Below are 25,251 nucleotides of genomic sequence, written 5' to 3'. Positions count from 1 at the left end.
TAATCATTATGAAAAAAATATTAACACTTTTTACAATTGCAGCGTTAAGTACTTTTAGCTTAGTTGCTCAAGATGCCAGTACAAAAAAAGCAGACAAACATTTCAAAAGATTTGAATTTGTTGAGGCTGCAGAAGATTATGCAGACCTAGTTGAAGATGGTGAGGGTTCACCTTATGTTTACAGCCAACTTGCAGAATCCTATTATAATGTATTCAACACTCAAGAAGCTGAGCGTTGGTATGCCAAAGCTCTAGAAACTTCAGATAGCCCAGAGATGGTTTTCAAGTATTCACAAATGCTTAAAGCTAATGGAAAATATGAAGAATCAAATGCTCAAATGGCAAAGTTTGCTAAGATGAGACCTAGTGACGATAGAGCAATCGCCTACAATGAAAACCCAGATTATTTACCTAAAATTTTAGAAAAAGGAAAAAAATTCAATATTCAAAATTTAGGATTTAATACTGAGTATTCAGATTTTGGAGGAACACTCCAGGGAGGGAAATTATACATTACTTCCGCAAGAAACACATCCCGTAAAACATATGGATGGAACGAGGAACCTTTTTTAGACATCTATCAATTAGACAAAAATGACGATGGTACCTATCAAGCAGCAAGCTTAGTAGAAAATAAAGTAAACACGAAATATCATGAAGGTTTAGTATCATTTTCTCCAGATGGAAATACAATGTATTTTTCTAGAGAAAGTTTTTTCGAGAAGGAATTTGAGAAAGATTCAATCTCTAAATACAAATACAGTTTATTGCATTTGTTTAAAGCTACAAAAGATGGAGATCAATGGGGTAACGTAGAAGGTTTTTCAATCAATAGTGAAAATCATTCAATTAAAAACCCATCAGTTAGTCTAGACGGTAAAACATTATACTTTGCGTCAGATATGGCTGGAGGTTATGGTCTTTTTGATATTTACAAAGCTAGCATTAATACAGATGGTTCTTTAGGAGAGCCAGTTAATCTTGGTCAAAAAGTTAATACTCAAGGACAAGAGATGTTCCCATACATAAGCAGTAACAATACGCTTTATTTTTCCTCAAATGGTCACTTAGGTTTAGGTAATCTTGATGTTTTCTATACAAAAGAAGTTGATGGTAAAATGGCTCCAGTTAGAAATGTTGGAATTCCAGTAAACAGTAATGCAGATGATTTCGCTTTTTATTTAGATGAGGAATCAGAAGAAGGATATGTGTCTTCTAACAGAGAAGGTGGTATGGGAAGTGACGATATCTATGCAATCAAAAAACTTCAACCATTATGTGATGTTTTAATTTCAGGAACAGTTATGGATTCTAAAACAGGTAATCCAATAAATGCTGCATCGGTAACAATGTATGATGACCAAGGAAATATGGTGCTTTCTAAAGTGACCAACTCTGATGGTACTGTTGAATTTATTGTTGAATGCGGAAAATCTTCGGAATTGGAAGTAAAAATGGACGGTTATGAAAGTCAAAAAGTAACAGTTGATGCAACTGAAGACGACGAAGTAGAGGTAAGTATTTCTTTAAACCCAATTGAGGATATTGTTGGACCTGAAATGATTGAATTAGATCCTATCTATTTTGATTTTGATAAATCAAACATAACAGCACAAGCAGCTTTTGAATTAGATAAATTAGTTCAAATCATGAACAAATATCCAGAATTGGTTATAAAGGCGACTTCTCATACAGATAGTAGAGGAAGTGATTCTTATAATATGAGTTTATCAGACAGAAGAGCTAAAACAACAGTTCAATATGTAATTTCAAAAGGAATTGATAAATCAAGAATATCTGGAGAAGGTAAGGGCGAAAGTGAATTGAAAGTTGAATGTGGCTCTACTTGTACAGATGAAGAGCACCAACTAAATAGAAGATCTGAATTTATTATCGTAAGTGGAGGACCACAACCGCAATAAATTACCGTAAGCCTTAATTATTTAAGGCTTACGTTGTTTAATTATAGTTAGACTATAAAGAATTATAAAACATTATGATTAAGAAAAAGTAAGTAACACCCACACAAATGAAAAATATTACATTATTAATCGCACTATTATTTACCTGTTCTTGGGTTAGTGCACAAACGTATCTACAAGAAGATTTTAATACTGAAATCCCTGCAACTTGGACCATTACAGATGGTGGTGGAGCAACGGGAGATTCTTGGATGTCAGCCCAGCAAGGAGGAGGAAACAGTCTTGACGGTACAAATGGAGCCTTAGTTGATAGTGACGCTAACGGAAATGGAACAGAATTAATAGAAACATTGACTTCACCAACCTTTGATACAACTGGTGCAACAGCTTTATTTCTTGATTTCGATCAATATTATTTTGACTTGGCTGGAGGAGCAGATTCAGATATTGGAATAGTTGAAGTATTTGATGGTACAAACTGGATTGAAGTACTAAACCAAGATGCAAGTGCAGGTGGTTTTGATGCAGCAACAGATCAACAACATATTGATATTACTGCATATTCTAATGCAGCTATGCAAATAAGATTCATCTATGACGATGGTAATTCCTGGGCTTTTTACTGGCTTATTGATAATATACAGGTGTATAACTCTACCTGTAATTTCCCATCAGATATAACGGTTTCTGCAATAACTTCAACTTCTGCGGAAATTAGCTGGACAGCAGGTGGTGCAGAAATGGATTGGGAAGTTGCAGTTCAACCAGCAGGTTCTGGTGAGCCAACAGGTGCAGGAACAATGACAAATAACAATCCCTATACTATTGATACGTTATCGCCAGTTACAGAGTATGACGTTTATGTAAGAGCAGATTGCGATGCAGATGGCTTGAGTATTTGGGCAGGACCAGTTACATTTCAATCAGCATGTGATGTATTTACTCCGGAATATTTAGAGAATTTTGGAACTATTATCCCAGATTGTTGGGATGAAGCAGATAATGGAGATGCTACGACAGGTCCAGAAAATTTAGGAGCTGGAGCTTGGGGTCCAGATGGATTCTTAAACAATGGGTTTGCGGGAGCTTACAAAATCAATTTATGGCAAGCCAATAAAAGTGATTGGATATTAACACCACAATTTGACTTAACTGGAGGCCCATTTCAAGTAGATTTTGATTTTGGAATTATGGTATTTGGTAGTAACACCACTGCTGGAACTTTAGGTTCTGATGATTTTGTACAGTTATTAATCAGTAACGATAATGGTGCGACATGGACACCCTTAATAACATTTGACAGTACAAGTACAGTACCTGCAACAGGAACACAAGTGGTTCAAGACTTAACAGCATATTCGGGTCAAATCGTACAATTTGGAATTTTAGGTTCTGAAGGTACTGTAGATGACACAGCAGATAATGATGTTTTTGTTGACAATTTTAGAGTACGAGAAATTCCAACTTGCCCAGAGCCAACAGGTTTAACAGTAGATAATATTACTGCTTTTACAGCAGATATAAGCTGGACAGCAGGTGGTGCAGAAATGGATTGGGAAGTAGCAGTGCAACCAGTTGGGACAGGTCTTCCAACAGGTCCTGGAACCCCAACACAAGATAATCCTTACACAGCAATGACTTTAACAGCTGTTACAGAATATGAGGTTTGGGTAAGAGCAGATTGCATTGGAGAAGGCTTGAGTAGCTGGGTTGGTCCAGTGAATTTTGAAACGGGTTGTGATATATTCATCCCAGATTATTTAGAAACGTTTACAGATATTATTCCAGATTGTTGGGATGAAGCAGCAAATGGTGATGCGGCATCAGGGCCAACTGGTTTGGGAGCTGGTGATTGGGGTCCAGATGGATTCTTAAACAACGGTTTTGCTGGTGCTTATAAAATTAATTTATGGTTGGCAGCAAAGAGTGATTGGATATTATCACCACAGTTTGATTTAACTGGAGGGCCATTTCAAGTTGATTTCGATTTTGGTATTATGCAATTTGGAAGTACTACTACAGCAGGAACATTAGGTTCTGATGATACAGTACAATTATTGATAAGTAATGATAACGGTGCTACTTGGACAAGTCTTATCACATTTGATAATACAAGTACGGTGCCAGCTACAGGAACACAGGTTGTTTTCGATTTGACAGCTTATTCTGGACAAATAGTACAATTTGGTATTTTAGGTTCTGAAGGTACTGTGGATGATCCAGAAGATAATGATGTTTTTGTAGACAACTTTAGAGTAAGAGCAATTCCATCATGCCAAGAGCCAACAAATTTGGCGGTGTCGAATGTAACAGGTGATTCTGTAGATATTACATGGAATGCTGGTGGACCGGAAACAGATTGGGAATATGTAGTTATTCCTGCAGGATCTGGACCTCCAACAGGTTCAGGTACTTCAACAACTTTGACTGCGATTACAGAATCAGGTTTGGATTTTGATACAGATTATGAAGTTTGGGTAAGAGCAAATTGTGATGCCGAAGGTTTTAGTACTTGGGTTGGTCCTGTGGAATTCACAACTACTATTCAAACTGATTTTGAAGTAGATTGTACAGCAGGTATTTTACCAGGTTTCTTATGTTACGGTAATAACGATTCATTAATATTGACATACACAAGTGCTGATGGTACACCTCTTAATTTATCATTTTTAGCGGGAGAGGTTGAAGGTGCGCCATTTGATTTCTTAGTAGTTTATGATACAGATGGCTCAGAATTATATAATGACGAAGGTGATGATGGAGATATTTCAGGATTAACATTTCAATCTACTGGAGATACTATCTCTTTTCAAATAACTTCTGATATATCTGTAAGTTGTGACTCAGGTAGTTTCTGTTGTTCAGATGGGATAGATTTTACAGTGGCTTGTGCAACTTGTATTAATCCAGCAGCAACATACCAAATTATTGATGACTGTGATACTGGAGATCAATTCTTAGTAGATGTTAATGTGACCACATTAGGAGATGCTATTTCACTAACTATATCCAATAATGTTAATGGAGACACAACACCAGTAACCGCAACTGGTATTTATCAAGTTGGACCGTTTCCATTTGCTACAGACGTTATAATTACGTTAAGTAATGATCAAGATAGTAACTGTATTATCAACAGTTCTGCAATTAGATTAGAGGCTTGTCCTCCAGATAATGACAACCCGTGTGATGCAACAGTTGCTGCTGTAAATGCAGACGATAGTTGTGCTTTGATCACTTCTGGTACATTATTAGAAGCAACAGATTCTGGAATACCAGATGGAACATGTGGTGGAAATCCAGATGACGATGTTTGGTTTCAGTTTACTGCATTAGAAGAATTTCAAATTATTCAACTTACAAATATAGATGGCACTGGTTTTGGAATAAATCTAGATCACGCATTGTATGAAGGGACATGCGATGCTCCTGTAGAATTGTATTGTTCTGCAGATGATGCAAGTCTTACAACATCACTTACAGTTGGAAACACATATTACATTAGAGTATTTTCTGCAGGAGACGTAGGTGTAGATTACACATTTGATTTATGTATAAGACCAGGTTCTGGCAATGTATCTATTGACCAAACAACTTACACAATAGAACAATTGGTTGTTGATATTTTAATTGACAGCCCGTGTGCTCAAATATCAAATATAACCTCCTCAACTGGATCAGATTTTGGAGACGTTAATGGTATTGGCTATTTTTCTGCAGATGAAGGTAGTTTCCCTTTTGAAGATGGGATTTTATTAACATCTGGTAATGCAGCCTTAGCTGGAGGCCCAAACTTTAACGCAATGAGTGATGGTGGATTTGCTTGGGTAGGTGATACTGAACTTGACGATGCTGTTGGGATCAATTCTAACAATGCCTCTATTATAGAGTTTGATTTTGTGCCTTTATCTGATGATATTAGTTTTGATTTCATTATGGCTTCCGAAGAATATAATGGATCTACAGGAGGAACTTTTGAATGTACGTTCTCTGATGCCTTTGCATTTTTATTAACAGATCAAGCTGGTAATACAACAAATTTAGCGGTATTACCTGGTACGACTACGCCAATACTAGTAACCAATATTCACCCAGAAAATCCTGGTTGTCCAGCAATTAATGAAGAATTTTTTGGAGGGTATATTCCACAAAATTTACCTCCAATCTCTTTTGATGGTAGAACAACAGTATTTACAGCATTCTCACCGGTTAATATAGGAGAAACGTATCATATTAAATTAGTAATTGCAGATGCAAGTGATACAGCATTAGACTCTGGTGTATTCTTAAAAGCAGGAAGTTTTGATATTGGAGAGGTTGAGTTAGGTGCAGATATTACAGTAGCAGCTGGGACAGCAGCATGTGTTGGAGAACAAGTAATTTTAGAAACGCAAGCACTTACCGTTGATCACGTGTGGTTTAAAGATGGCTTCCAAATTGAAGGTGAAACTTCAAATACTTTGGTAGTGACTGAAGATGGTACTTATACTGCTCAAATTATATTTTCTCCTTCATGTATTATTTCTGACGAAATCTTAGTAGAATTTTTACCATCACCAGAGGTTAATACTCCTGATGATAACATAATTTGTTCTGCTACTGGTCAAGCTGTTTTTGATTTGAACTCTAATGACGCGTTTATTCTTGGGCCATCACAAAGTCCTGCAGATTTTACGGTAACGTATCACATTTCTCAAGATGATGCCGATAATGATGATGCAGAATTGACGTCGCCATATACAAATACAACTAATCCTGAAACTATTTTTGTAAGAGTAGAGAATAACGTTACTGGATGTTTTGATACAACTTCCTTTAATTTAGTAGTTGAGGATCCATCATTTACTATTCAAAGTGTAGATGTTATTGGTTGCGATAATGATGATGACGGAATAGCTGAGTTTGACATTGATTCAAACACAGCAAACGTTCTTGGAGATCTTGATCCTTCTCAATACGATGTAAGTTATTACTTAAACGAAGCTGATGCTATTGATGGATTAGATGAATTAGTTTCACCATATGAAAGTGCTGGAGGTCCTATCTTTGTAAGAGTTGAAACTGTAGGAAATCCAAACTGTTTTGTAGTAGGAACCTTCAATCTTGTATTTGGTCTTGACCCATCAACTAGTTTTACAACAGATTTCAACTATGAAGTTTGCCCAGATGCGGTTGTACCAATAATAATTGAGGCTACGCCTGAAAACTACGATACAACAGAAGTTTCTATTAGTTGGTTCTACGCTTTAGATGGTAGTGCAACACCAGAATTGATTTCTGGAGAAAATGGTTTAACATTACCTGTCTTAGATGGTGGTATCTATACTATTGAAGTAACTTTTAACGATACAGGGTGTACAACATCACAATCTCAGGAAGTTATTGAATTAGAGAGCTGCTTTATACCTCAAGGTATTTCTCCAAATGGAGATGGCTTGAACGATAGCTTTGATTTGAGTAACTTTAGAGTAACTCGTTTAGAAATCTTTAACCGTTACGGTACGTCTGTTTATCAAAAAACAAATTACATTGATGAATGGGTTGGACAAAGCGATAAAGGTGATGAGCTACCAGTTGGTACTTACTTCTACTCTGTAGAATTTGAAGATAAAGAAAGTGAAACCGGTTGGGTTTACTTACAAAAGGAACAATAATCAACCAATATTTATAATTAAAAGCCTCAAGCAAAATTTTGCTTGAGGCTTTTTTAGTTTATCAATGTTATAGGTTTAGATAAAATATAACATAGTAATGGATAGAATGATACTTGCAGCTAATAAAGACCACAATAAATAGATATTATATTCTTCTGAATTTTTCTTACTGTTGAGCTTTGCGTTTAAAATCTTCCGTTTTTTACCACTGTAATAGAACCAATTTCTAAAGATAATTACTATGCATAGGATTATAAAAAGTGTCCAAGCACTTTCCGAAGACACCCTAAAAGAGTTCATTTCATTTAAAAATGATGATAGAAAGATGCCTGATAACAACAATAAACTACATTGTAATGTGGAAATATAATATAAGGCTATTGTATTTGCCTTTTGTTTCTTTGTTGGTTTGTAGTGCTTAAATACATTAAAGAAAAGCGTGTCGAAAAAATCCATAAGCTAATAATTGTATGATATAAAAAAAGCCACACCTAATAGATGTGGCTTTAATATTTAGTTTGATTTTTTTATTGAGCGTCTATGGTAACAAAATCTAATTCGTAAGTACCATCAAAATCTGCCTCACCACTACCAACATATTTAAATGCGATATGGATTTGCCCAGATGCACAAGATAAATCTACGTTTCCAGACTCAAACCAGTCACCAAAGAAATCACTGTCTTGAGTTACGTAAGCATCTGAAACGATTCCCCAAGTTGCAGAAGTTACTCCAGCCTCGGTACCATCCCAGTCGTTAGAGAATAATACTTGCATTGTGCTTCCGTCTGAGAAACTGTTAGATGTTTCAAAGTTTAGGGTTACACCTGTGTTTGCATCTAAATCTATTTGAGGTGTAATTAACCAAGCTACAGTGCTCGCATCTCCAGAATTGAAAGATCCTACTCTTGCAGAAATCCCTTGAGATGCATTTGTACCAGATTGGGTATATGCTTCCCAACCTTCAGTACCAGCTTCAATATAGTTAGTCCATCCGTTTCCAGAGATCAATGAATTTATTGTTTGATCTTCAAAATCATCTTCAAATAAATTGTTAGATCCAGTTGTCGCAGCTAAACCACATGCTAATTCTATTGGATCACAACGTTCTGGATTGTCAAAATTGATATCTTCTGGAGAATTTACATTTACATTAAAAGCATCTCCAAAAAAGTTTTTAGAAAGAATTCCATTTAAAGATCCGCTCATTATAGGGAGTTGTAAAGCTTTAAAATCGGCAAATGTACTTGTACTAAAGATTGTACTATTTCCAGTATCACAGCTCTCTAAAAGACGTTCACCATCAAAATCATCAGACTCTTCAGCAGCAAATGTTTTTGGATCGTCACCTAAAACTTCATCTCTGTTGAATTGTACATTTTCCAATTTGATAAACAAGTTTGTTTTATCATTACTAAATTCGCTAATGGCTAACGGAAGGGGTATTAGTGTTCCTGTTTCCGCAGAACGAAATATTGTAGAGTCTTCTAGGAAAGAAGGAATTTTTTCAGCCTCATTATTAGAGTTTACTCCTATGGTTAACACACCATTAGAAATACCTGCAGTTAATCCGTCCAACTTGACGTAGATTTTTCTTCCAACTTCGTATCTTGTGAATAAAGGGTTAACATCAATTAAAATTCTTATTCCAGTTGTTGGGTTTTCTAATTTATCCTGTATAATTATCTCTTCAAAAAAGTTTCCACCTTCATCAGTTGAGATGACATAACCTTCCATATAATCACTGTTACTATCAAACTCAAAAGTTACTGTGTCATCTCCATCATCAATAGCTTGTTGCAACTGCCCAGCTACTGAACCAATGGTTACTATTGGCCCATCTAAGGTTGGCTCCTCAATGGTTACATCTGGTGTATCAAAATCATCATCTTGAACACAAGAACTAAATACTACTAAACTCATTAATAGTAGTAAGCTGTTTAATTTAATTGTTTTCATCATTTTAATTTTTATTTTTTCCTTCGGAAAGGGTTTTATTTTTATAGTCTATTTAATATTTAGAATCTTACGTAAAAGTTAAGGTAATATGTGGTTCCATATCCGAAGAAATAACGAGAACCAAAAACTTCTCCGTTAGGTCTTGATGTATCTTCTAAAACACGGTCATATGTTCCTAATCTAGATTGTTCAAATCCTCCTGTTCTATAAGTTTGGTCAAACACGTTGTTTATTGTAGCGAAAAAGCCAACAAAGTAATCGTCGATTTTCCAAGATTTTCCACCAACAACATTAACTAACGTATAACTATCAAATTGTTCTTGTTGTAAGAGGTCTCTAGCAATATCACTATCATAATCTACAATAGGTTGACCGTCATAATCTGTTGTGAAATTCGCAGATCTTCTCAAGCTACTAGCATCAACATAGGCATTTGAAAAGAAGTTGGTAGTTGCTCCAATCCACCAATAGTCTGGGTCACGATATTCAAATCCAATCTGAAATGCACGTTCTGGACCACCAGCAACATGTAAATCCTTTAAATTTGTTGTACCGTCTCCAAAACGAACTTCACCAGCAAAATCATCACTTGTTAAATACAAATCTGGATTGTTAGCAAATGTATATTGACCTACAGAGGCTGCCCCTTTTAATTTTATTGTTGGCGTCACTTGAGCTTCTAAACCAAATTCTAAACCAATATTTCTTCTTTCGATATTAGTAGTGATTTCTTGAACAAAAGCATCACCATTATCAATTCCCAGTCCTGCTAAATCCTCGGTATAATAGAAACCAATATCTGATCCATCTTTAAAACCTGAATAAAAACCAGTTAATCTAGCTTTTACAATAGGACTTCTATAAATATAACTAACATCTAATGCATTTATTTTCTCACTTTCAAGACCGGTTACCGTATTATTATTTTGTCTTGCATTACTAAATGAGTTTCTCATAGTTGGCGCTTTTGTAAAATAACTAGCATTAGCATCGATTAAATGACGCCCAGTAATTTTATAGGTTGCTCCAGCTTTAACGCCATAGTTTGAGAAGTTAAGTTTTTCACTTTTTCCAAAAGAAGAAGATCCCGGGAAGTTTCCGTTTTCATAGAGTCCATTTCTTTGGTAAGACGTTTGTGAAACATTTGCACCTACATAAAAATCTACTTTAGAATATTTAAATTGAGCTTGGGCAAATCCACTTACTACATTAGCATCCATTTCATAATTATATTTGTATCTATCACCTTCTTGCACTATTCTGTTTGGATTGTTAACATCACTTTGGGCAATATCTGCCAACGTTAGATTAGCTGCATTAGGAGATTCTTCTGCAAAGAAATCTACATCTAAAAACCCTGTGCCTCCTAAAAGATCTTTCAGTTCTGCAAAGTTTTCACTTTTGAGATTTCTATAGCTAAGATTTCCGTTTAGTCTAATGCGGTCTGTTAATTCTGTATCGAATATAGTATTGACACTAAATTGAGTGTCATCGTTTCTATCTTCTTGAATTGCGTAAATTGAATTGCCTCCTTGAGCTCTAACAATAGCGTTCCCAGAATAAAGTTCATCCCAGTCTAATTGACCATCATTTCTAAATTCTTGCTCTGCTAAATAAGCTTGTTGGTAATTATAAGCATTAAGGTTATCAAAACGTAATTGGTAGCTTGGTAAATTTTGATAGTAAGCTGGATCTGGGTTTCTTGCACCACCAATGTACGAACTCTGTCCGTTAAAATCTACGAAACGTGTACCACCATTGTCAATACGAGTATTCCCTACCTTACCAAATTGATACGCAACATTTGTATTCAATTTTGTTTTTGACGAAATATCCCAATAATGGTTTAACATTAAAATAGGCTCGTTGATTTCTCTGGTTCTCGAGTTTCTAATCTGACCGTTTTGAGCTCCCCAAAAAGGATTATAAGTGTTCCCCTTTAATTCAAAAACCTCCTGAGTAATAGCGGTAGAACGTCCTCTCCTATTTTGAGCATAAATACCTGTAAAGTTTAAGCTGTGATTTTCGTTAATTTGCTTTTCTACAGCTACAAAAAATGAATTAGCGTCATATAGAGTACCATCAACAAAGCCTTCTTCTCCAGATCTGCGAGATCCTAATACAGAATAAGACCAACCTCCTTTAAGTAATCCAGAGCTGTAACTTGCCATCACACGATCTGTATAGCTTCTATTAGCGTTAGCGTATGAAATACGTCCGCCACTTCTATATTGTGAAGCTCTCATAATGATGTTATTTGTACCAGCTAAATCACCAAAATTGTAATCGTTAGGAGTTGTTCCCATAGAGAATACTTGGTTACGCTGCATATCATTGAGTCCTCCCCAATTTCCCCATTGTGGTCGTCCCGTAAATTGCTTGTTCATTTCAATACCATTGATAAGTACTTTTCCATTAGCATTATCTAAACCTCTTGGTCTAAAAAACGTAGCACTAAAATCAAAAGCTGCTGCATTTAAGAATACATCTCTTGAAGACTGTAGTAAGCCAGAAATGTTATCGGTTAATCCATCGTCTTCACTGTTTAGATTGTCATCAGAAATCGAAATAATGAATAAATCCTTTTTGTCACTTGAATCATATTCAAGTGTCATACCGCTAATATCAACGGTTTTACCTTCGTTAACAACAATAGGATAACGTTTGGTATCGTAACCAACCTTTTCAATTTTTAAGACTTGTTCACCTAGAGGAACAATACCCGGAAATTGAAATTCACCGTTTGCATCTGTTTTAATAGATTGTCCGGTTTCTTCAATGGTGATAGTTACATCAGGAATAGGGTCTCCAGTCGTGGCATCTAGCACACTACCTTTTACAATAGTTTCTTGCGCAAATGATGTGAGCACGGAGAAAATTCCAAATAATAAAATAAAAAAACTTTTCTTCATACCTTATTTTAATGATTAATAGATGTTGCTTAACTAAATTTTAAGATTTAAAAGCGTGCAAATTTACATTATTTATAATAAATACATACTTTTGGCTTGACATTTGCAAACATCGTAACGATAACATAATATAAACACTATGAAACCAGTACATTTTTCTTTAGCGATTATCTGTTTTTTAATGACATTTACTAGCTTTTCACAAGAAGAAAAAAAAGAAAAACGCTTTAAAATACATACGGTAGCGTTTTACAATTTAGAGAATTTATTTGATACTATTAACGACACGACAAAGTTTGACGAAGCAAGTCCTATAATGGAAATGAAAGCAAATAGAGAGGCTGTCTATGTTAAAAAAGTTAAAAACATGGCAAGAGTAATTGCCGATATTGGTGCAGATGTTACAGGTAATACACCAGCAATTATTGGTGTTTGCGAAGTGGAGAATAGACAAGTACTGGTAGATGTTGTAAATGATCCATTATTGCTTCCAAAAGATTATGGAATCATTCATTACGAATCTCCAGATGCCAGAGGTATTGATGTCGCTTTGTTGTATCAAAAAGATTTATTTAAGCCAACAAGTCACAGTTCACATGAGGTTAAGATTTATGATGATAAAACTCGAGAACGAAAGCATACTAGAGACCAACTTTTAGTAAGTGGCGAGTTAGATGGAGAACCAATTCATGTAATTGTAAATCACTGGCCTTCAAGAAGTGGTGGTGAAGCTCGAAGCAGACCAAAACGTGTGGCAGCTGCAAAAGTGAGTAAGTATCTTGTTGATTCTATTCAGGTTAAAGACCCATATGCAAAAGTTTTTATCATGGGAGATTTAAATGATGATCCAACAAATGAAAGTGTAAAAGGGGTTATCAATGCACAAAGTGATAAAGATAAAGTAGAGCTAAAAGGGATATATAACCCTTATGAAGATATGTTTAAAAAGGATGGTTTTGGTACAACAGCATATAGAGATGCATGGAGTTTATTTGACCAAATCATGTTTACAAAACCTTTGGTAGAAAAAGATGATTATTCTTCATTTAGATTTTATAAAGCAGGGATTTACAACAAGCAATATTTAACTAATAAAAGAGGTAGATATAAAGGTTACCCATTACGTAGTTTCGCAGATGGTGGATTTACAGATGGATTTAGTGATCACTTCCCGGTTTACGTATTTTTAATTAGAGAAGTAGAAGACTAATATTAGAATTCAATAAAACAAAAAAAATGCGCTATTCTACAATAGCGCATTTTTTTTGTTTTTAAAACCACTGTGACCACGGTATTCTCGAAAGTACCAATAAAAAACCTAAGGTATAAAAAATAGAAAGCATCTTAAATTTAGGTCTTGAAGTTAGTTTCTTTTTATGTTTTGAATAGCCTATAGTAATAAATACCACAGCAAGAATCCCAACAAAAGGATGTTCTACAGCTAGGAGTCTGGAGAAATCATCTAATCCTCCCATCCCATTATTTGCAATATTTTTAAACCCATAAGGAGAAGTGAAATATAATACCAACCCAATCAACAATTGAATGTGCATTACAATTAAAGTAAATAGTGAAATTCTAAAATCTATAGCATGAAATTCTTTATTCCCAAAAAACTTAATCAACGCATTAAAAGTAGCTACAACAAGCATAAATAACACAAGATAAGCCCAATAAGAGTGAATCATTTTAACAACTTCGTACATCGTATTTTATTTAGTGATTAGTGGTGCAAATGTAATAATTAAAACCATAGATATTATTCTGAAATTGAAATCTGTCGCTCTGCCTCGTTACCAAATTCATCGACTACGGTTAAGATGTGGTTTCCTTTCTTCGGAAGAATAGCCAATTCATGGATATCTTTGGTTGTGCCAACGTAAGTTTCATCTACATACCAAAACACAGTAGAGTCTGGTTTGTAATGTGCTATTTTAAGGATAAGTTCATTGGTTTGTCCATCAAAATCCTTAGGAAGGAAAATGGTATTGTTTTTCTTCGGATAAATAAAATCAATAGCCACTTGAGTTTCTCCAGCACAATCCAACCTAAGTTTTGGCAAGGGCTTATAAAACGGGTTTTTACTCTTGTAATAATATGCCATCAATGGAGGAAGCACAAACCAAGGTTTATGTTTAATGTCACTTAAATCCTCGCAAGAAGAATTGACTTGATAAGTTTCGGTCTTATCCATATGCGCTAAAATATGATAGGGACAAGGTTCAGTCTTGAGTCCGCTCACTTGAATGTAATTCTCTTCTGTCTCATCACAAACAGTTGATGCGCGATAACCACTTTTTGAGCAAATACTCACTTCTTGCATTTCATCAAAAGGTTTTGAAAACCAATCGCTATTTGGTAAAACATCAAAAACATCAAATAGAATAGGAGCAGCAGTTTGTACGCCAACCAAACCTGGTCGTCCCTCACCATCTGCATTACCAACCCAAACACCAACCACATAATTTTTTGTGGTACCTATCGCCCACGCATCCCTAAAGCCAAAACTGGTTCCCGTTTTCCAGGCAATTTGTTTGGAGTCATCGTAAAACTCCCAGCTTTCATCACCTTCAGGTCTGTTAACTTTTTTTAAACTTTCATAAGTGAGGTAAATGGATGCAGCGTCATAAAGTGTTTTTTCAGCAGACTTCTCTCCAAAGTTTATCTTTTCCGAAGCAAAAAAAGTAGGCTCGACAAACTCATTGGTATAATATTCACTTGAGGTTTCAGAAAAATGATTGAGTGTTGATGACATGGATGCATAACTTTTGCATAAATCCCAAAGGTTGCTTTCGGCTCCTCCAAGAATGAGCGACAATCCATAATGATTGGCATTATACGTTATATCTTTAAGCTCTAGTTGCTTTAAATATTGATGAAAACGATCTAGCCCAAAACTTTGCAACATACGCACAGCTGGCACATTTAAGGAGCGAGACAATGCACGACTGGCAGGGACCACACCGTCATAGGTCTTATTAAAATTCTCTGGATTGTAACTTCCAAACTCACTAGGGATATCTGCAACCAGCGTATTGGGTAGCATGTCACCAGCATCCAGCATGGCAGCATATAGAAATGGTTTTAAAATACTACCTGTACTTCTTGGTTTGTCAATTATGTCAACATCTTTTTGATGAGCCCGATCTGTTGGTGTGTTGCCCACATATGCCAGAACTTCTCTGGTGTGGACATCCAAGACCAAAACAGCAGCATTATGTATTTCATTTTGCTTCAATATGTTATACTGATTTTTCACAATATGATTTATACGGTCTTGGAGCTTGCTATCAAGGGTGGTTTGGACGCGTTCTCCACGATTTGTTGTGGCGATTTTTTGCAGGAGATGGGGTGCGATTTGTGGCAATGCATAGGGTTTCTGCGGAAGTTCTTCGGAAATAGATAACTGATACGTCAAGCTGTCTATAATTTTGTTTTCAAGTAATTTTTTGAGTAGCCTATTCCTTTTTTCCAATAATCGTTCTTGATTTTTCCCTGGATAAATAAGACTTGGTGCATTTGGTAATACTGCTAGTGTTGCGCTTTCTGCCCATGAAAGTTGATGAGGGTCTCTATTAAAATAACGCCATGCTGCAGCATCCAAACCAACAACATTACCGCCAAAAGGTGCGTTACTGCTATAATATGCTAAAATATTTTGTTTAGAATCTCTAAGTTCTAGTCGAGTCGCTAAAACAATTTCCTTGATTTTTTCAAGATAGGTTCTAGATTGACCTTTACGGGATAATCTAATCACTTGTTGCGTTAAGGTACTGCCACCTCGTCTAACCTCTCCAGAGCTAACATTATCTTTGAGCGCTTTAAAAATAGAAATTGGGTTAAAACCTGGATGGTCATAGAAATACTCATCCTCAAACTGGACGATACAAATTTTAAATTTCTCTGGAATACTATCATTGTGTGGAAATCGCCATTGGCCATCACTAGCAATTTGCGCTCCTAAAAGCTGATTGGTTTTACTCGTAATTACAGTTGCAGTTGGATCTTTGAATAAATCCCTAGGTAAACAAAACACATAAACAGTTAATAGTACCAAAATTACTATTGATTTCTTTATATGCTTCTTAAAAAATGAAATTAACCTATACATTAACTATACAACATTGTATTAATTGGATTTCTATCTATTTTTTTAAATAAATATAACTAATTTGGGAGACTAACCCTTATTTTTAAACGTGAAAAACCTCTCCAATTGTATTAAATTTATCATAATATATTTGACATTTTTTTCTTCGGAAAATGTGTTTGCCCAATTAGGTTTTTGTGAGGGAAATTCAGGTGATCCAATTTTTACAGAGACCTTTGGTACAGGCACTACAGATTCTCCTTTACCAGCAGGAACGACAACCTACAATTATGCAAATGGAGGTGAACCTAATGATGGGCTTTACACCGTTAGCAGTAATACAAATTATTTTGATTGGTTTAGTGTACAGGACCATACTCCCGATGATACCAACGGAAGAATGCTTGTCGTAAATTCCGCATCAGCATCTGGAGAATTTTATAGAACAACTATTAATGGATTATGCGAAAACACCTCTTATGAGTTTTCATCTTGGATTTTAAACCTCACGCCTGCTAATGGGTTTTGTGGTGCTGGAGCAATACCTGTTAACGTAAGATTTGAAATTTGGGACAATACAGATACTAATTTATTGGCCTCAGGAAATACCGGAAATATTAATAGTACAAATACACCAATTTGGGATCAATATGCATTGGTTTTTCAAACAATAGTTGGCCAAACTTCAGTCATTTTGAAAATGATCAATAATGGCTCTGGAGGTTGCGGTAATGATTTAGCAATAGATGATATTGTATTTAAGAGTTGTGGTGATTTTATAATGGTTACTAATGATACCAATGATTCATCTATTACCTTATGTAGTTCTCAAACTCCATATTCAACTGTGTTAACAGCAAATCCCGATAATACTGTTTTTAGTAATCATTTCTATCAATGGCAAGAAAGTACAGATGAGATTAATTGGACAGACATACCAGGTGAAACTGCAGATAATTTAACTATTACTGCAAATTCCACAATGTATTACAGGGCTAAAGTGGCAGAGTTCGAGTCTAATCTTAATAATTTAGATTGTTTAACATTCTCTAATACATTTAACTTAATTATCAATCAAGCGCCTAATCCACCAACGATTGAATGTTGGGAAACTGCAACATTTAATGATGCCAGCTGCTCGTGGGAAGTCACAGGAATTCAACCTACTGAACCTACAGGCTTAGAATGTTGGGAAACCACTAATTTCAATACTACTAGTTGTAGTTGGGAAATTACAGGAACTCAACCAATAGAGCCAACAGGTCTTGAGTGCTGGGAAACTGCAACATTTAATGATACCAGCTGTTCGTGGGAAGTCACAGGAATTCAACCTACTGAACCTACAGGCTTAGAGTGTTGGGAAACCACAAATTTCAATACTACGACCTGTAGTTGGGAAATTACAGGAGTACAACCAATACAGCCAACAGGACTTGAATGTTGGGAAACTTCAACATTTAATGATACCAGCTGCTCGTGGGAAGTTACGGGAAATCAACCAGCACAACCTACAGGCTTAGAATGTTGGGAAACCACTAATTTCAATACTACTAGTTGTAGTTGGGAAATTACAGGAACTCAACCAGTACAGCCAACAGGTCTTGAATGTTGGGAAACCGCAACATTTAATGATACAAGTTGTTTATGGGAAGTTACGGGAAATCAACCAGCACAACCTACAGGCTTAGAATGTTGGGAAACCACAAATTTCAATTCTGCGAACTGTAGTTGGGAAATTACAGGAACTCAACCAGTACAGCCAACAGGTCTTGAGTGTTGGGAAACCGCAACATTTAATGATACAAGTTGTTCATGGGAAGTTTCAGGTGAACAACCTGAAGAACCTTTAAACCTTGAATGTTACCAAACTGCAACATTTAATAATGAGTCTTGTAGTTGGGAAATTTCCGGAGAACAAATAATAGAAATTATTGAGGAATTTCGTATTATCTGTGAAGATGAAGATGTTGTTTTACAGGCAGATACAACTATTTTTGATGCGAGTTATTTATGGGATAGTGGCGAAACCACAGCGTTTATTACTGTGAATTCACCGGGAACTTATAGTGTGTTATCTTCAGATGGTTGCGCTATAGTAGAAAAAACGATTATTGTAGAACAATCGGTAATTCCTATGTTAGGGACCATACAATCAGACGGAAGTAATATCATAGTGTTTACATCTAATAATACCGGTAATTTTTTGTATTCTTTAGATGGTGTGAATTATCAAACTAGTAATATTTTCTTTAATATCAATGGTGGTAATTATAGCGTTTATATCAAGTCGGCAGATTGTGATTTCGTGTTGATTTCGTCACATTTACATTTCTATATTCCAAAATTTATAACCCCAAATGACGATGGTGTAAACGATAGCTTTAGTCTGGGTAATCTTGAGTTTTACAATTCTTCGGAAGTTTATATTTTTGATCGCTTCGGAAAACTGCTCTTTTCAGCAAAAAACAGCTCTGTTAATTGGACGGGTAGATACAATGACAAACCACTACCAACATCTGATTATTGGTATTTGATTATGATTGAAGGCCAAGAATTTAGAGGTCATTTTACGCTCAAACGATAGTTCTAGTTAAAAAATTCATATTCGCGCTCTACCTTACAAATTCTAACTTTATACCAATGATACCAATTGGTTCTACCTTTTTGCTGGGCTACCAAATGATCGGTTTGTTGTTTCCAATTTTTAATGGCTTCTAAACTTTCCCAATAACTTACAGTAATTCCAATGTCGTTTCTTGCACTTTCCATCCCTAAAAATCCCTTTTGTTTTTTAGCAAGGTGTTCCATTTGTATTGCCATTTCGGTGTAGCCCTCGACGTCTTTGGTTTGTGTTGAGGTAAAAATTACTGCATAGTATAGGTTGTTCTTTTTCATTTAAATTATTTATTATCCTTCAATATTCAAATTTTTAAATGAGTTTGAATCTACCTTCCCTTTTTTTAAAGGGAAAGATTTCATAATAGCTTTCAACTATCACTTTTCAACCTCAATCCAACTTCCTTTATTTCTAACAAAGAAATCATTATCATACATCGCTTCTACTTGTGTGCCTGGGAGGTAATAGTTGCCTAAATATGCAGCATTTAGCATTACTGTAAATACTTTTTCGCCATCTTTTTGACCACTAGCTCCAAGATCGAAATAGAAATTAACCCGGTCATCACGAATATCTGTATATCTCGCTTGACTCGTTGTAGTATCACCATAATCTGTAAAACTTGTGTTTACAATTTCCCAACCAGACGGGAAAATTTGTGTTAGCGCCACATCGTGAACACGATTATCATCTTTGTTGCTCACCGTAATTCTTGCCACAACATCTTGACCTTGTTGTAATTTGTCCACATTTATACGGTTACCGTTGAGGTCTTGATAAATAACCGATACTCCCAAACCACGCTGCTCAACTAATTCTTCACCTAATGGCAACTGACCAGAATTTAAAACTCTTACATAAATGAGATTACCAATATTATTTTCAAGTGTTAACATATTTGAGCCATCTTTAACCGCAAGCTCTCTTTGAGCAATCGTGCTCTTGGTGCTTATCGTTTCCGTATTACCATTAAATGTGTAATTGAAGTTCATGTCCTTACCTCCATTTGCTTCAACCAACTTGGCCATTGCCAATAAACTGTAAGCAGTTGTTTGCGTACTCATCCATTGATTGCTGGACAAATCTTTAGCAATCTGCTCTGCAAGATCACGCGCTTTAGGGTTTTTCGTTATAATCATTGTTTCTAAAGCCATTGCTCGATTTCTATCGACAGAGCCATACGTATAATAATTATATTCTTGTGGCTTAAAGTTAATATTAGCGCGTTTTGAAAGTTCTTCACTAGCTTCTTTTTGTCCAGCCAACGCGTAAGCAGCTGCTAATCGCCATTTTGCCTCGTTTGAAATTTCGGTAAATTCTCGTAACCTGTTCATGGATGCTAAATCTGCATTTCCAGATAATGCCAAAGTGTATAATCTGTATGCTTGTGCCAAATCTGAATTATAATTTCTATAACTAGGTCTCCAATCTCTAGCAGCCTGTTTTTGGTAGCGTATCCAATTGCTTTTAAACGTTAATGGGAGTACAAATCCTTTCTTTTCTGCCTCTAACATAAAGTGTCCTGCATAGCTCGTTCCCCAATCGTTGGCGGTATTTTCACCAATCCAATAACTTAATCCGCCATTTGGTCTTTGGAAATTACCTAAACGATTGATTCCGTTTTCAATATTGGATTGTATTTCCTGTTTTTTCTCATATTTCAAATCAAAAATATCGGTTAAGAATAACTGCGGAAATACGCCAGACGTCGTTTGTTCAACACACCCATGAGGATAGCGAATTAAATACTCCAATCGTTTAGTAAAATCCATTGGCGGAAGCGTTGAAAACTCAACGATAGCGGTATTTGTTCCGGGAACGCCAAAGGTTGAAAAGTTTAAACTTTCCGAAGCATTAGCCTCTAATTTGGCATTCTCATATCGAGACGTTATTGGGTTAGGATTCGTCACATCCAACTCCACTTTGTACGTTGATTTTTCACCATTGCCAGTAGCAATTACTTCTACAGTATTGATTCCTTTTGCTTTTGAAACATCGAGCTTAAAGTATGCCATTTGCTCATCTGGTTTTGCAAAACTGAGTTGTTGAGTTGCATTGCCCACTACAGTGATCCCATCGCTTAATTTCAAACTAAGATTTACATTTTTGACATTAGGCTCCATAGCAAAAACCGTTACTGGAAGCGTTACTTTTTCTCCCGGACTTAATTTCCGCGGAAGCGTTGCCAATACCATCAATGGTTTTTTAACCTCAACCGTTTTGTCTGTGCTACCGTAGGCTTCGGTTTGATTATTTCCTGCAACAACCATTGTACGAACGGAACCTATATAATTTGGCAGCTTAATTTTGTGGGTTTTGTTCTGTCCAGCTTTCAATTCAAAAGGTCCTAAATAAGTGACTACTGGCTTAAAGCGGTTGGCTTTTTTGTTCTTACCTTTTGCAGCACTGCCATCACCACCAATCGCAAAGACTTGATCTATACTTCCAGAATAGGCACCAATTACATCATCAAAAATATCCCAGGTTTTTACGCCAAGTGCTTCACGTGAATAGAACTCATCCCATGCATTGGGCGTTTTAAAACGTGTTAAATCCAGCAAACCTTCTTCAACCATAGCCACAGTATAAGTCATGGCCTTATTATTTTTTTCTGAAACGACAATCTCAAAATCCTGTTCTGGTCTTAATACACTTGCCATTCTCAACTCTGGTTCTAGAATGGTTTTAGGATCTTCTACCAAAATTGGGATGACTCCATACAATCGTATGGGTAAATCATTGCTCGTTACAGCATGAGGTTGTAATAGTGAAATATTCACAAACACATTAGGAGCCATTTCCGAAGTAATAGGAATATCTATAGATGTTTCACCTTTTGAGGTTTTTACCCATTTGTAATCAATCACATCAGATCCGTTTTCTATACTCACCAACGCTCGACCTTCATTACCTGACGGGAATTTAATTTTAGCAGTTTCGCCAACCATATATTTATCCTTGTTACTAGCAAATACTAACATTTTTGCAGCTTCTTTGTCATCTCCTGTTGACATTCCAGACCAGTTTTTATAAAAATATGCTGTGCGTCCTGTTGCGTGACCACTTACAGGATCGTAAATTCTAATGAGGTAACGTCCTTTATCATTCTCTGGAATCTTGAGGGTGAAAGTTGTTTTGCCATTTGCTCCTGTAGATGCTTTCTGGTCTAAAACAGGTCTGTGATAGCTGCTCGACACGTAATTTGAAAGATTATCGTAAGAGGAATTCCACCACCAGCGCCATTCTACCTTATAAACCTTGATTTCAAGATTATCACGTTTTACAGGTTTTCCATCTTTATCAACGGTAGCAAGGTCAAATGTTTGATTGGTATCTGTAAAATAAGACCCGTAATAATTACCTTCAGGAGATTTTAAACCCACATAAGAGTCATAGGGAGAGTATGGCTTTGTGAATGCATCTAGAGAAAAATCGCCTCCATTTTCAAAAGCTCTCACCAAAAATTGGGCGGTGAGCATTCCTGGAGCGTTTTTACCGATGTCTAGTTTTGTGTTTATGCTTGCTTTTCCTTCTTCATCAAGATTACCTTCAAAAACGTTAAGCTCTTCAGTATTGAATTGTCGTGTAGGATCATTAAACACATAATCTTTATAGCCCTCAAAATTGGTGTTTGAGCTGCTAAATTTAGCTTTTACCTCTGCCTCAATATTTTTTGCTGGCGCACCATGTAACCATTTTACATCTAATGTTCCATCAAGAGGTGCTTTGCTGGAAAGAATGTTATTTTCAAAATCAATTTTTATTTTTAAACGGTTAGGTTTTACGGTTTCTATTTTAAGGGCTTTGTAAAATTGTGCGCCTCCAACCGATACTTTTGCGTTGTAGTTTCCTGTTTTTCCTTCCGAAGAAGTAGGAACTATAAATTTGTAAAAATTATTGATATGATCTTGAGTGATATTTTTATAAACCAGTTTTCCGTTTGGATCTGTCACTTCCATTTTTACAGGATGTCCTTTTGGGAGCTCGTTGGCTTTATCATTGAGCATAAAGGTTAGAAATAGTGAATCTCCAGGTCTCCAGACACCTCGCTCACCGTAGATATAGCCTTTTAGTCCGCGCTGTAATTTGTTTCCGGAGACATCAAACTTACTTAGAGAAAGCGAATTTCCGTCGGTAAGTCTTAAGTAACTCGTGTTTTTTCCTTTGGTCACAATAGCAAATGATGCATATTTATTGCCTTTGTAAGTTGCTAGACCTTCAGTATTTGTAAATAAAGAACCGATTTCTTGTTGCTGGAAATTAAATAATTTGATTGACGCGTTTGCCTCTGGATTGGTATTTAAAATATCGGTAACAGCAAAATAGTAGGTATTATCTGCGCCTTGCTTAACGATGACTCCTAGATTTGAAGCCAATAAATTTTGAGATACTATTTTGTTGTCGTCATAGTAGGCATCGTCACATGGGTTGTCTCGCTGTCTCCAATTGTAACTGTAATTTCGGTATCTATAGGTACGATTATCCCAATATTCTTCCTCTTTTAGATCTTCATCTTCGGTGGATGTTTCGGTATAATCTCCTTCATAATAGTAATCTTCCTCGTAATAATAGTCATCGTATTCGTCATCTTCATTTAGAGATCCGCTAGGGTTTGCCTCACAATCATAAAGCGAGTAGTTTTTAGAAAAACTAATCTCAACCCTGTAAATAGCTCCAGCATCTGCTTTAAAAAACTTAGATAAATCAATGCTGTAAGCTTTCCATTTACCAGAGTTTTCTGCAGCCGACTGTAATTGAATAGTTTGTTTTGCAATCCTGCGACCAACGCGTTTAATTTCATTTTGATCATTACTATTTAATGGATTGTCCTGTAAAAACTGGAGTACGTTATCCTCAAAAATCTTGATGACTCTTACATCTACAGCACCTAAGTTTACCGCTTCAAAATTGAACTTTAAATCATTAGAATTTGGTAGAATAGTACCATTACTAATGAGGCGAACCATAGGTTTTATTTCTTGAAATGATATCGCTTCAGAAAATGGCTTTTTCAACTTATAGCCTTCTTCATTTTGAATTCCTTGAAAGACATCAACTTGAATATTTCCAACCAATTTACTGTCTGGATACACTTTTAAAACATTGCCAACCACAACAAATTTTGGTTTCTGTACACCTTGAATCGTGACTAAACCATCAAAATTTTGTTTGTTTTTTATAGGATCTGAAAAATTGATATATAAAAACTGCTCAGGTGTTTTATAGGCCTCAACGTTTACAATTTTAAAATTATTGATTCCAGGAATTTGTATTTTGTTCTCACCTACGTTGTCGGCTTTTATGGACTTGCCATTCCATTTTATAAGTATTTCAGAATCGTCAACCAAACGATTGATGCTATCAATTCTGAATTCAAAATATTTTGAAGATTCATTAAGTTCGTTAAACTCTACATTAAGTTTTTTTCCGTTTTGGGACGCTTCAATTAATTGTTTAGCATCGGTTACAGAAATAACATCTGCAGATTTTAAAACCGCTTCTAAGTACTGCCAGTTTTTGCTATACGATTGTAAGGCATTGGTATTGATGCTAAAATTTGGAGTGATGGTCTTAAATTTGAATACATAATCTTCATAATCTTTAGGCATGTTTTTATAAATCTCGGCTAATTTGATCTTCACCGTATATTCGGTCGCAGGTTCTAGATATTCATCGGGTATAAATAATAATTTGTGGGTATTTGAAGCGACTAATTTACCATCAACGTGCGGAGAAATAGTTACAATGTCTTTTGTGATTTCCTGACCTTCTTTCCAATCGCTAACATCATTAGCAAGGTTTATACTTATAGGTTCAATTACCGATTGTAAGCCAGAAGACGTATAACTTATATAATCTCTATATTTAAAGAGGTTGTCTGTTTCTTGGGTAATTTCATCCTTTTTTTTACATGCAAAAAAGAAAGTGAGAATAATTAAAATTAGTGAGAGTGGCTTAAGATTCATGGCTAATAAATGTTTTTTGCGATTGTAATTTTAGATTGTAAACCATCAATTAGACAGCTTGCTACTATAAAATTAATGGATTCAAACGTTTTTGAGTCCCAAATATGTTATGTGTATGTCATAAAATAGAAT

The 25,251-nt window shown here is 35.6% G+C and carries 11 protein-coding genes; 4 read left to right on the top strand and 7 right to left on the bottom strand.

Features of this window, described 5'->3' with window-relative positions:
- The first annotated feature begins 8 nt into the window (after window positions 1-8).
- Complete coding sequence (locus tag GQ40_RS12165) at window positions 9-1,922, top strand: OmpA family protein (RefSeq protein WP_047548726.1); 1,914 nt, start codon at window positions 9-11, stop codon at window positions 1,920-1,922.
- A 107-nt stretch (window positions 1,923-2,029) separates the two neighbouring features.
- Complete coding sequence (locus GQ40_RS17225) at window positions 2,030-7,576, top strand: choice-of-anchor L domain-containing protein (RefSeq protein ID WP_052184247.1); 5,547 nt, start codon at window positions 2,030-2,032, stop codon at window positions 7,574-7,576.
- Between the two features lie 75 nt (window positions 7,577-7,651).
- Here the strand turns inward: GQ40_RS17225 and GQ40_RS17465 are convergent, their stop codons facing one another.
- The 3 genes from GQ40_RS17465 to GQ40_RS12150 all read right to left on the bottom strand — a co-directional run bounded on the left by GQ40_RS17465 (window position 7,652) and on the right by GQ40_RS12150 (window position 12,446).
- Window positions 7,652-8,032, bottom strand: a complete 381-nt coding sequence (locus GQ40_RS17465; protein ID WP_081990209.1) for a hypothetical protein — start codon at window positions 8,030-8,032, stop codon at window positions 7,652-7,654.
- A 71-nt stretch (window positions 8,033-8,103) separates the two neighbouring features.
- Entirely contained in the window at window positions 8,104-9,498 is a 1,395-nt protein-coding gene (locus tag GQ40_RS12155) for a DUF5689 domain-containing protein (RefSeq protein ID WP_231565572.1), read from the bottom strand.
- 95 nt (window positions 9,499-9,593) lie between these two features.
- Window positions 9,594-12,446, bottom strand: a complete 2,853-nt coding sequence (locus tag GQ40_RS12150; RefSeq protein ID WP_047548719.1) for a carboxypeptidase regulatory-like domain-containing protein — start codon at window positions 12,444-12,446, stop codon at window positions 9,594-9,596.
- Window positions 12,447-12,585: 139 nt separating this feature from the next.
- On the opposite strand from GQ40_RS12150, the gene GQ40_RS12145 reads away from it, so the two are divergent.
- Window positions 12,586-13,656, top strand: coding sequence for an endonuclease (locus tag GQ40_RS12145; protein WP_047548718.1), 1,071 nt, complete (start codon window positions 12,586-12,588; stop codon window positions 13,654-13,656).
- A gap of 61 nt (window positions 13,657-13,717) precedes the next feature.
- On the opposite strand, the gene GQ40_RS12140 is transcribed toward GQ40_RS12145, so the two are convergent.
- Both GQ40_RS12140 and pbpC read right to left on the bottom strand, forming a co-directional pair.
- A complete protein-coding gene (locus GQ40_RS12140) occupies window positions 13,718-14,152 on the bottom strand; it encodes a hypothetical protein (RefSeq protein ID WP_047548716.1) in 435 nt (144 codons plus the stop codon).
- A 53-nt stretch (window positions 14,153-14,205) separates the two neighbouring features.
- Window positions 14,206-16,557: a penicillin-binding protein 1C gene (gene pbpC / locus GQ40_RS12135; protein ID WP_047548714.1), complete on the bottom strand. Its 2,352-nt coding sequence runs from the start codon at window positions 16,555-16,557 to the stop codon at window positions 14,206-14,208.
- Window positions 16,558-16,645: 88 nt separating this feature from the next.
- Between pbpC and GQ40_RS17220 the strand changes: the two genes are divergently transcribed.
- Entirely contained in the window at window positions 16,646-19,120 is a 2,475-nt protein-coding gene (locus tag GQ40_RS17220) for a T9SS type B sorting domain-containing protein (RefSeq protein ID WP_156115582.1), read from the top strand.
- A gap of 2 nt (window positions 19,121-19,122) precedes the next feature.
- Here GQ40_RS17220 and GQ40_RS12125 read toward each other — a convergent pair whose 3' ends face one another.
- Complete coding sequence (locus GQ40_RS12125; protein WP_047548711.1) at window positions 19,123-19,431, bottom strand: antibiotic biosynthesis monooxygenase family protein; 309 nt, start codon at window positions 19,429-19,431, stop codon at window positions 19,123-19,125.
- Between the two features lie 99 nt (window positions 19,432-19,530).
- Window positions 19,531-25,119, bottom strand: a complete 5,589-nt coding sequence (locus GQ40_RS12120; RefSeq protein ID WP_047548708.1) for an alpha-2-macroglobulin family protein — start codon at window positions 25,117-25,119, stop codon at window positions 19,531-19,533.
- Window positions 25,120-25,251: the final 132 nt, after the last annotated feature.

It is taken from the genome of Psychroserpens sp. Hel_I_66 (assembly GCF_000799465.1).
In the GTDB taxonomy this organism is placed as follows: domain Bacteria; phylum Bacteroidota; class Bacteroidia; order Flavobacteriales; family Flavobacteriaceae; genus Psychroserpens.
Note: the sequence above shows the minus strand (reverse complement) of the source record. Positions and strands in the feature narration are given on the sequence as shown.

Excerpts from the sequence above, each read along its gene's own strand:
- pbpC (WP_047548714.1), bottom strand. The coding sequence starts at position 16,557 with ATGTATAGGTTAATTTCATTTTTTAAGAAGCATATAAAGAAATCAATA.
- GQ40_RS17225 (WP_052184247.1), top strand. The coding sequence starts at position 2,030 with ATGAAAAATATTACATTATTAATCGCACTATTATTTACCTGTTCTTGG.
- GQ40_RS12120 (WP_047548708.1), bottom strand. The coding sequence starts at position 25,119 with ATGAATCTTAAGCCACTCTCACTAATTTTAATTATTCTCACTTTCTTT.
- GQ40_RS12140 (WP_047548716.1), bottom strand. The coding sequence starts at position 14,152 with ATGTACGAAGTTGTTAAAATGATTCACTCTTATTGGGCTTATCTTGTG.
- GQ40_RS17465 (WP_081990209.1), bottom strand. The coding sequence starts at position 8,032 with ATGGATTTTTTCGACACGCTTTTCTTTAATGTATTTAAGCACTACAAA.
- GQ40_RS12155 (WP_231565572.1), bottom strand. The coding sequence starts at position 9,498 with ATGAGTTTAGTAGTATTTAGTTCTTGTGTTCAAGATGATGATTTTGAT.
- GQ40_RS12150 (WP_047548719.1), bottom strand. The coding sequence starts at position 12,446 with ATGAAGAAAAGTTTTTTTATTTTATTATTTGGAATTTTCTCCGTGCTC.
- GQ40_RS12145 (WP_047548718.1), top strand. The coding sequence starts at position 12,586 with ATGAAACCAGTACATTTTTCTTTAGCGATTATCTGTTTTTTAATGACA.
- GQ40_RS12125 (WP_047548711.1), bottom strand. The coding sequence starts at position 19,431 with ATGAAAAAGAACAACCTATACTATGCAGTAATTTTTACCTCAACACAA.
- GQ40_RS12165 (WP_047548726.1), top strand. The coding sequence starts at position 9 with ATGAAAAAAATATTAACACTTTTTACAATTGCAGCGTTAAGTACTTTT.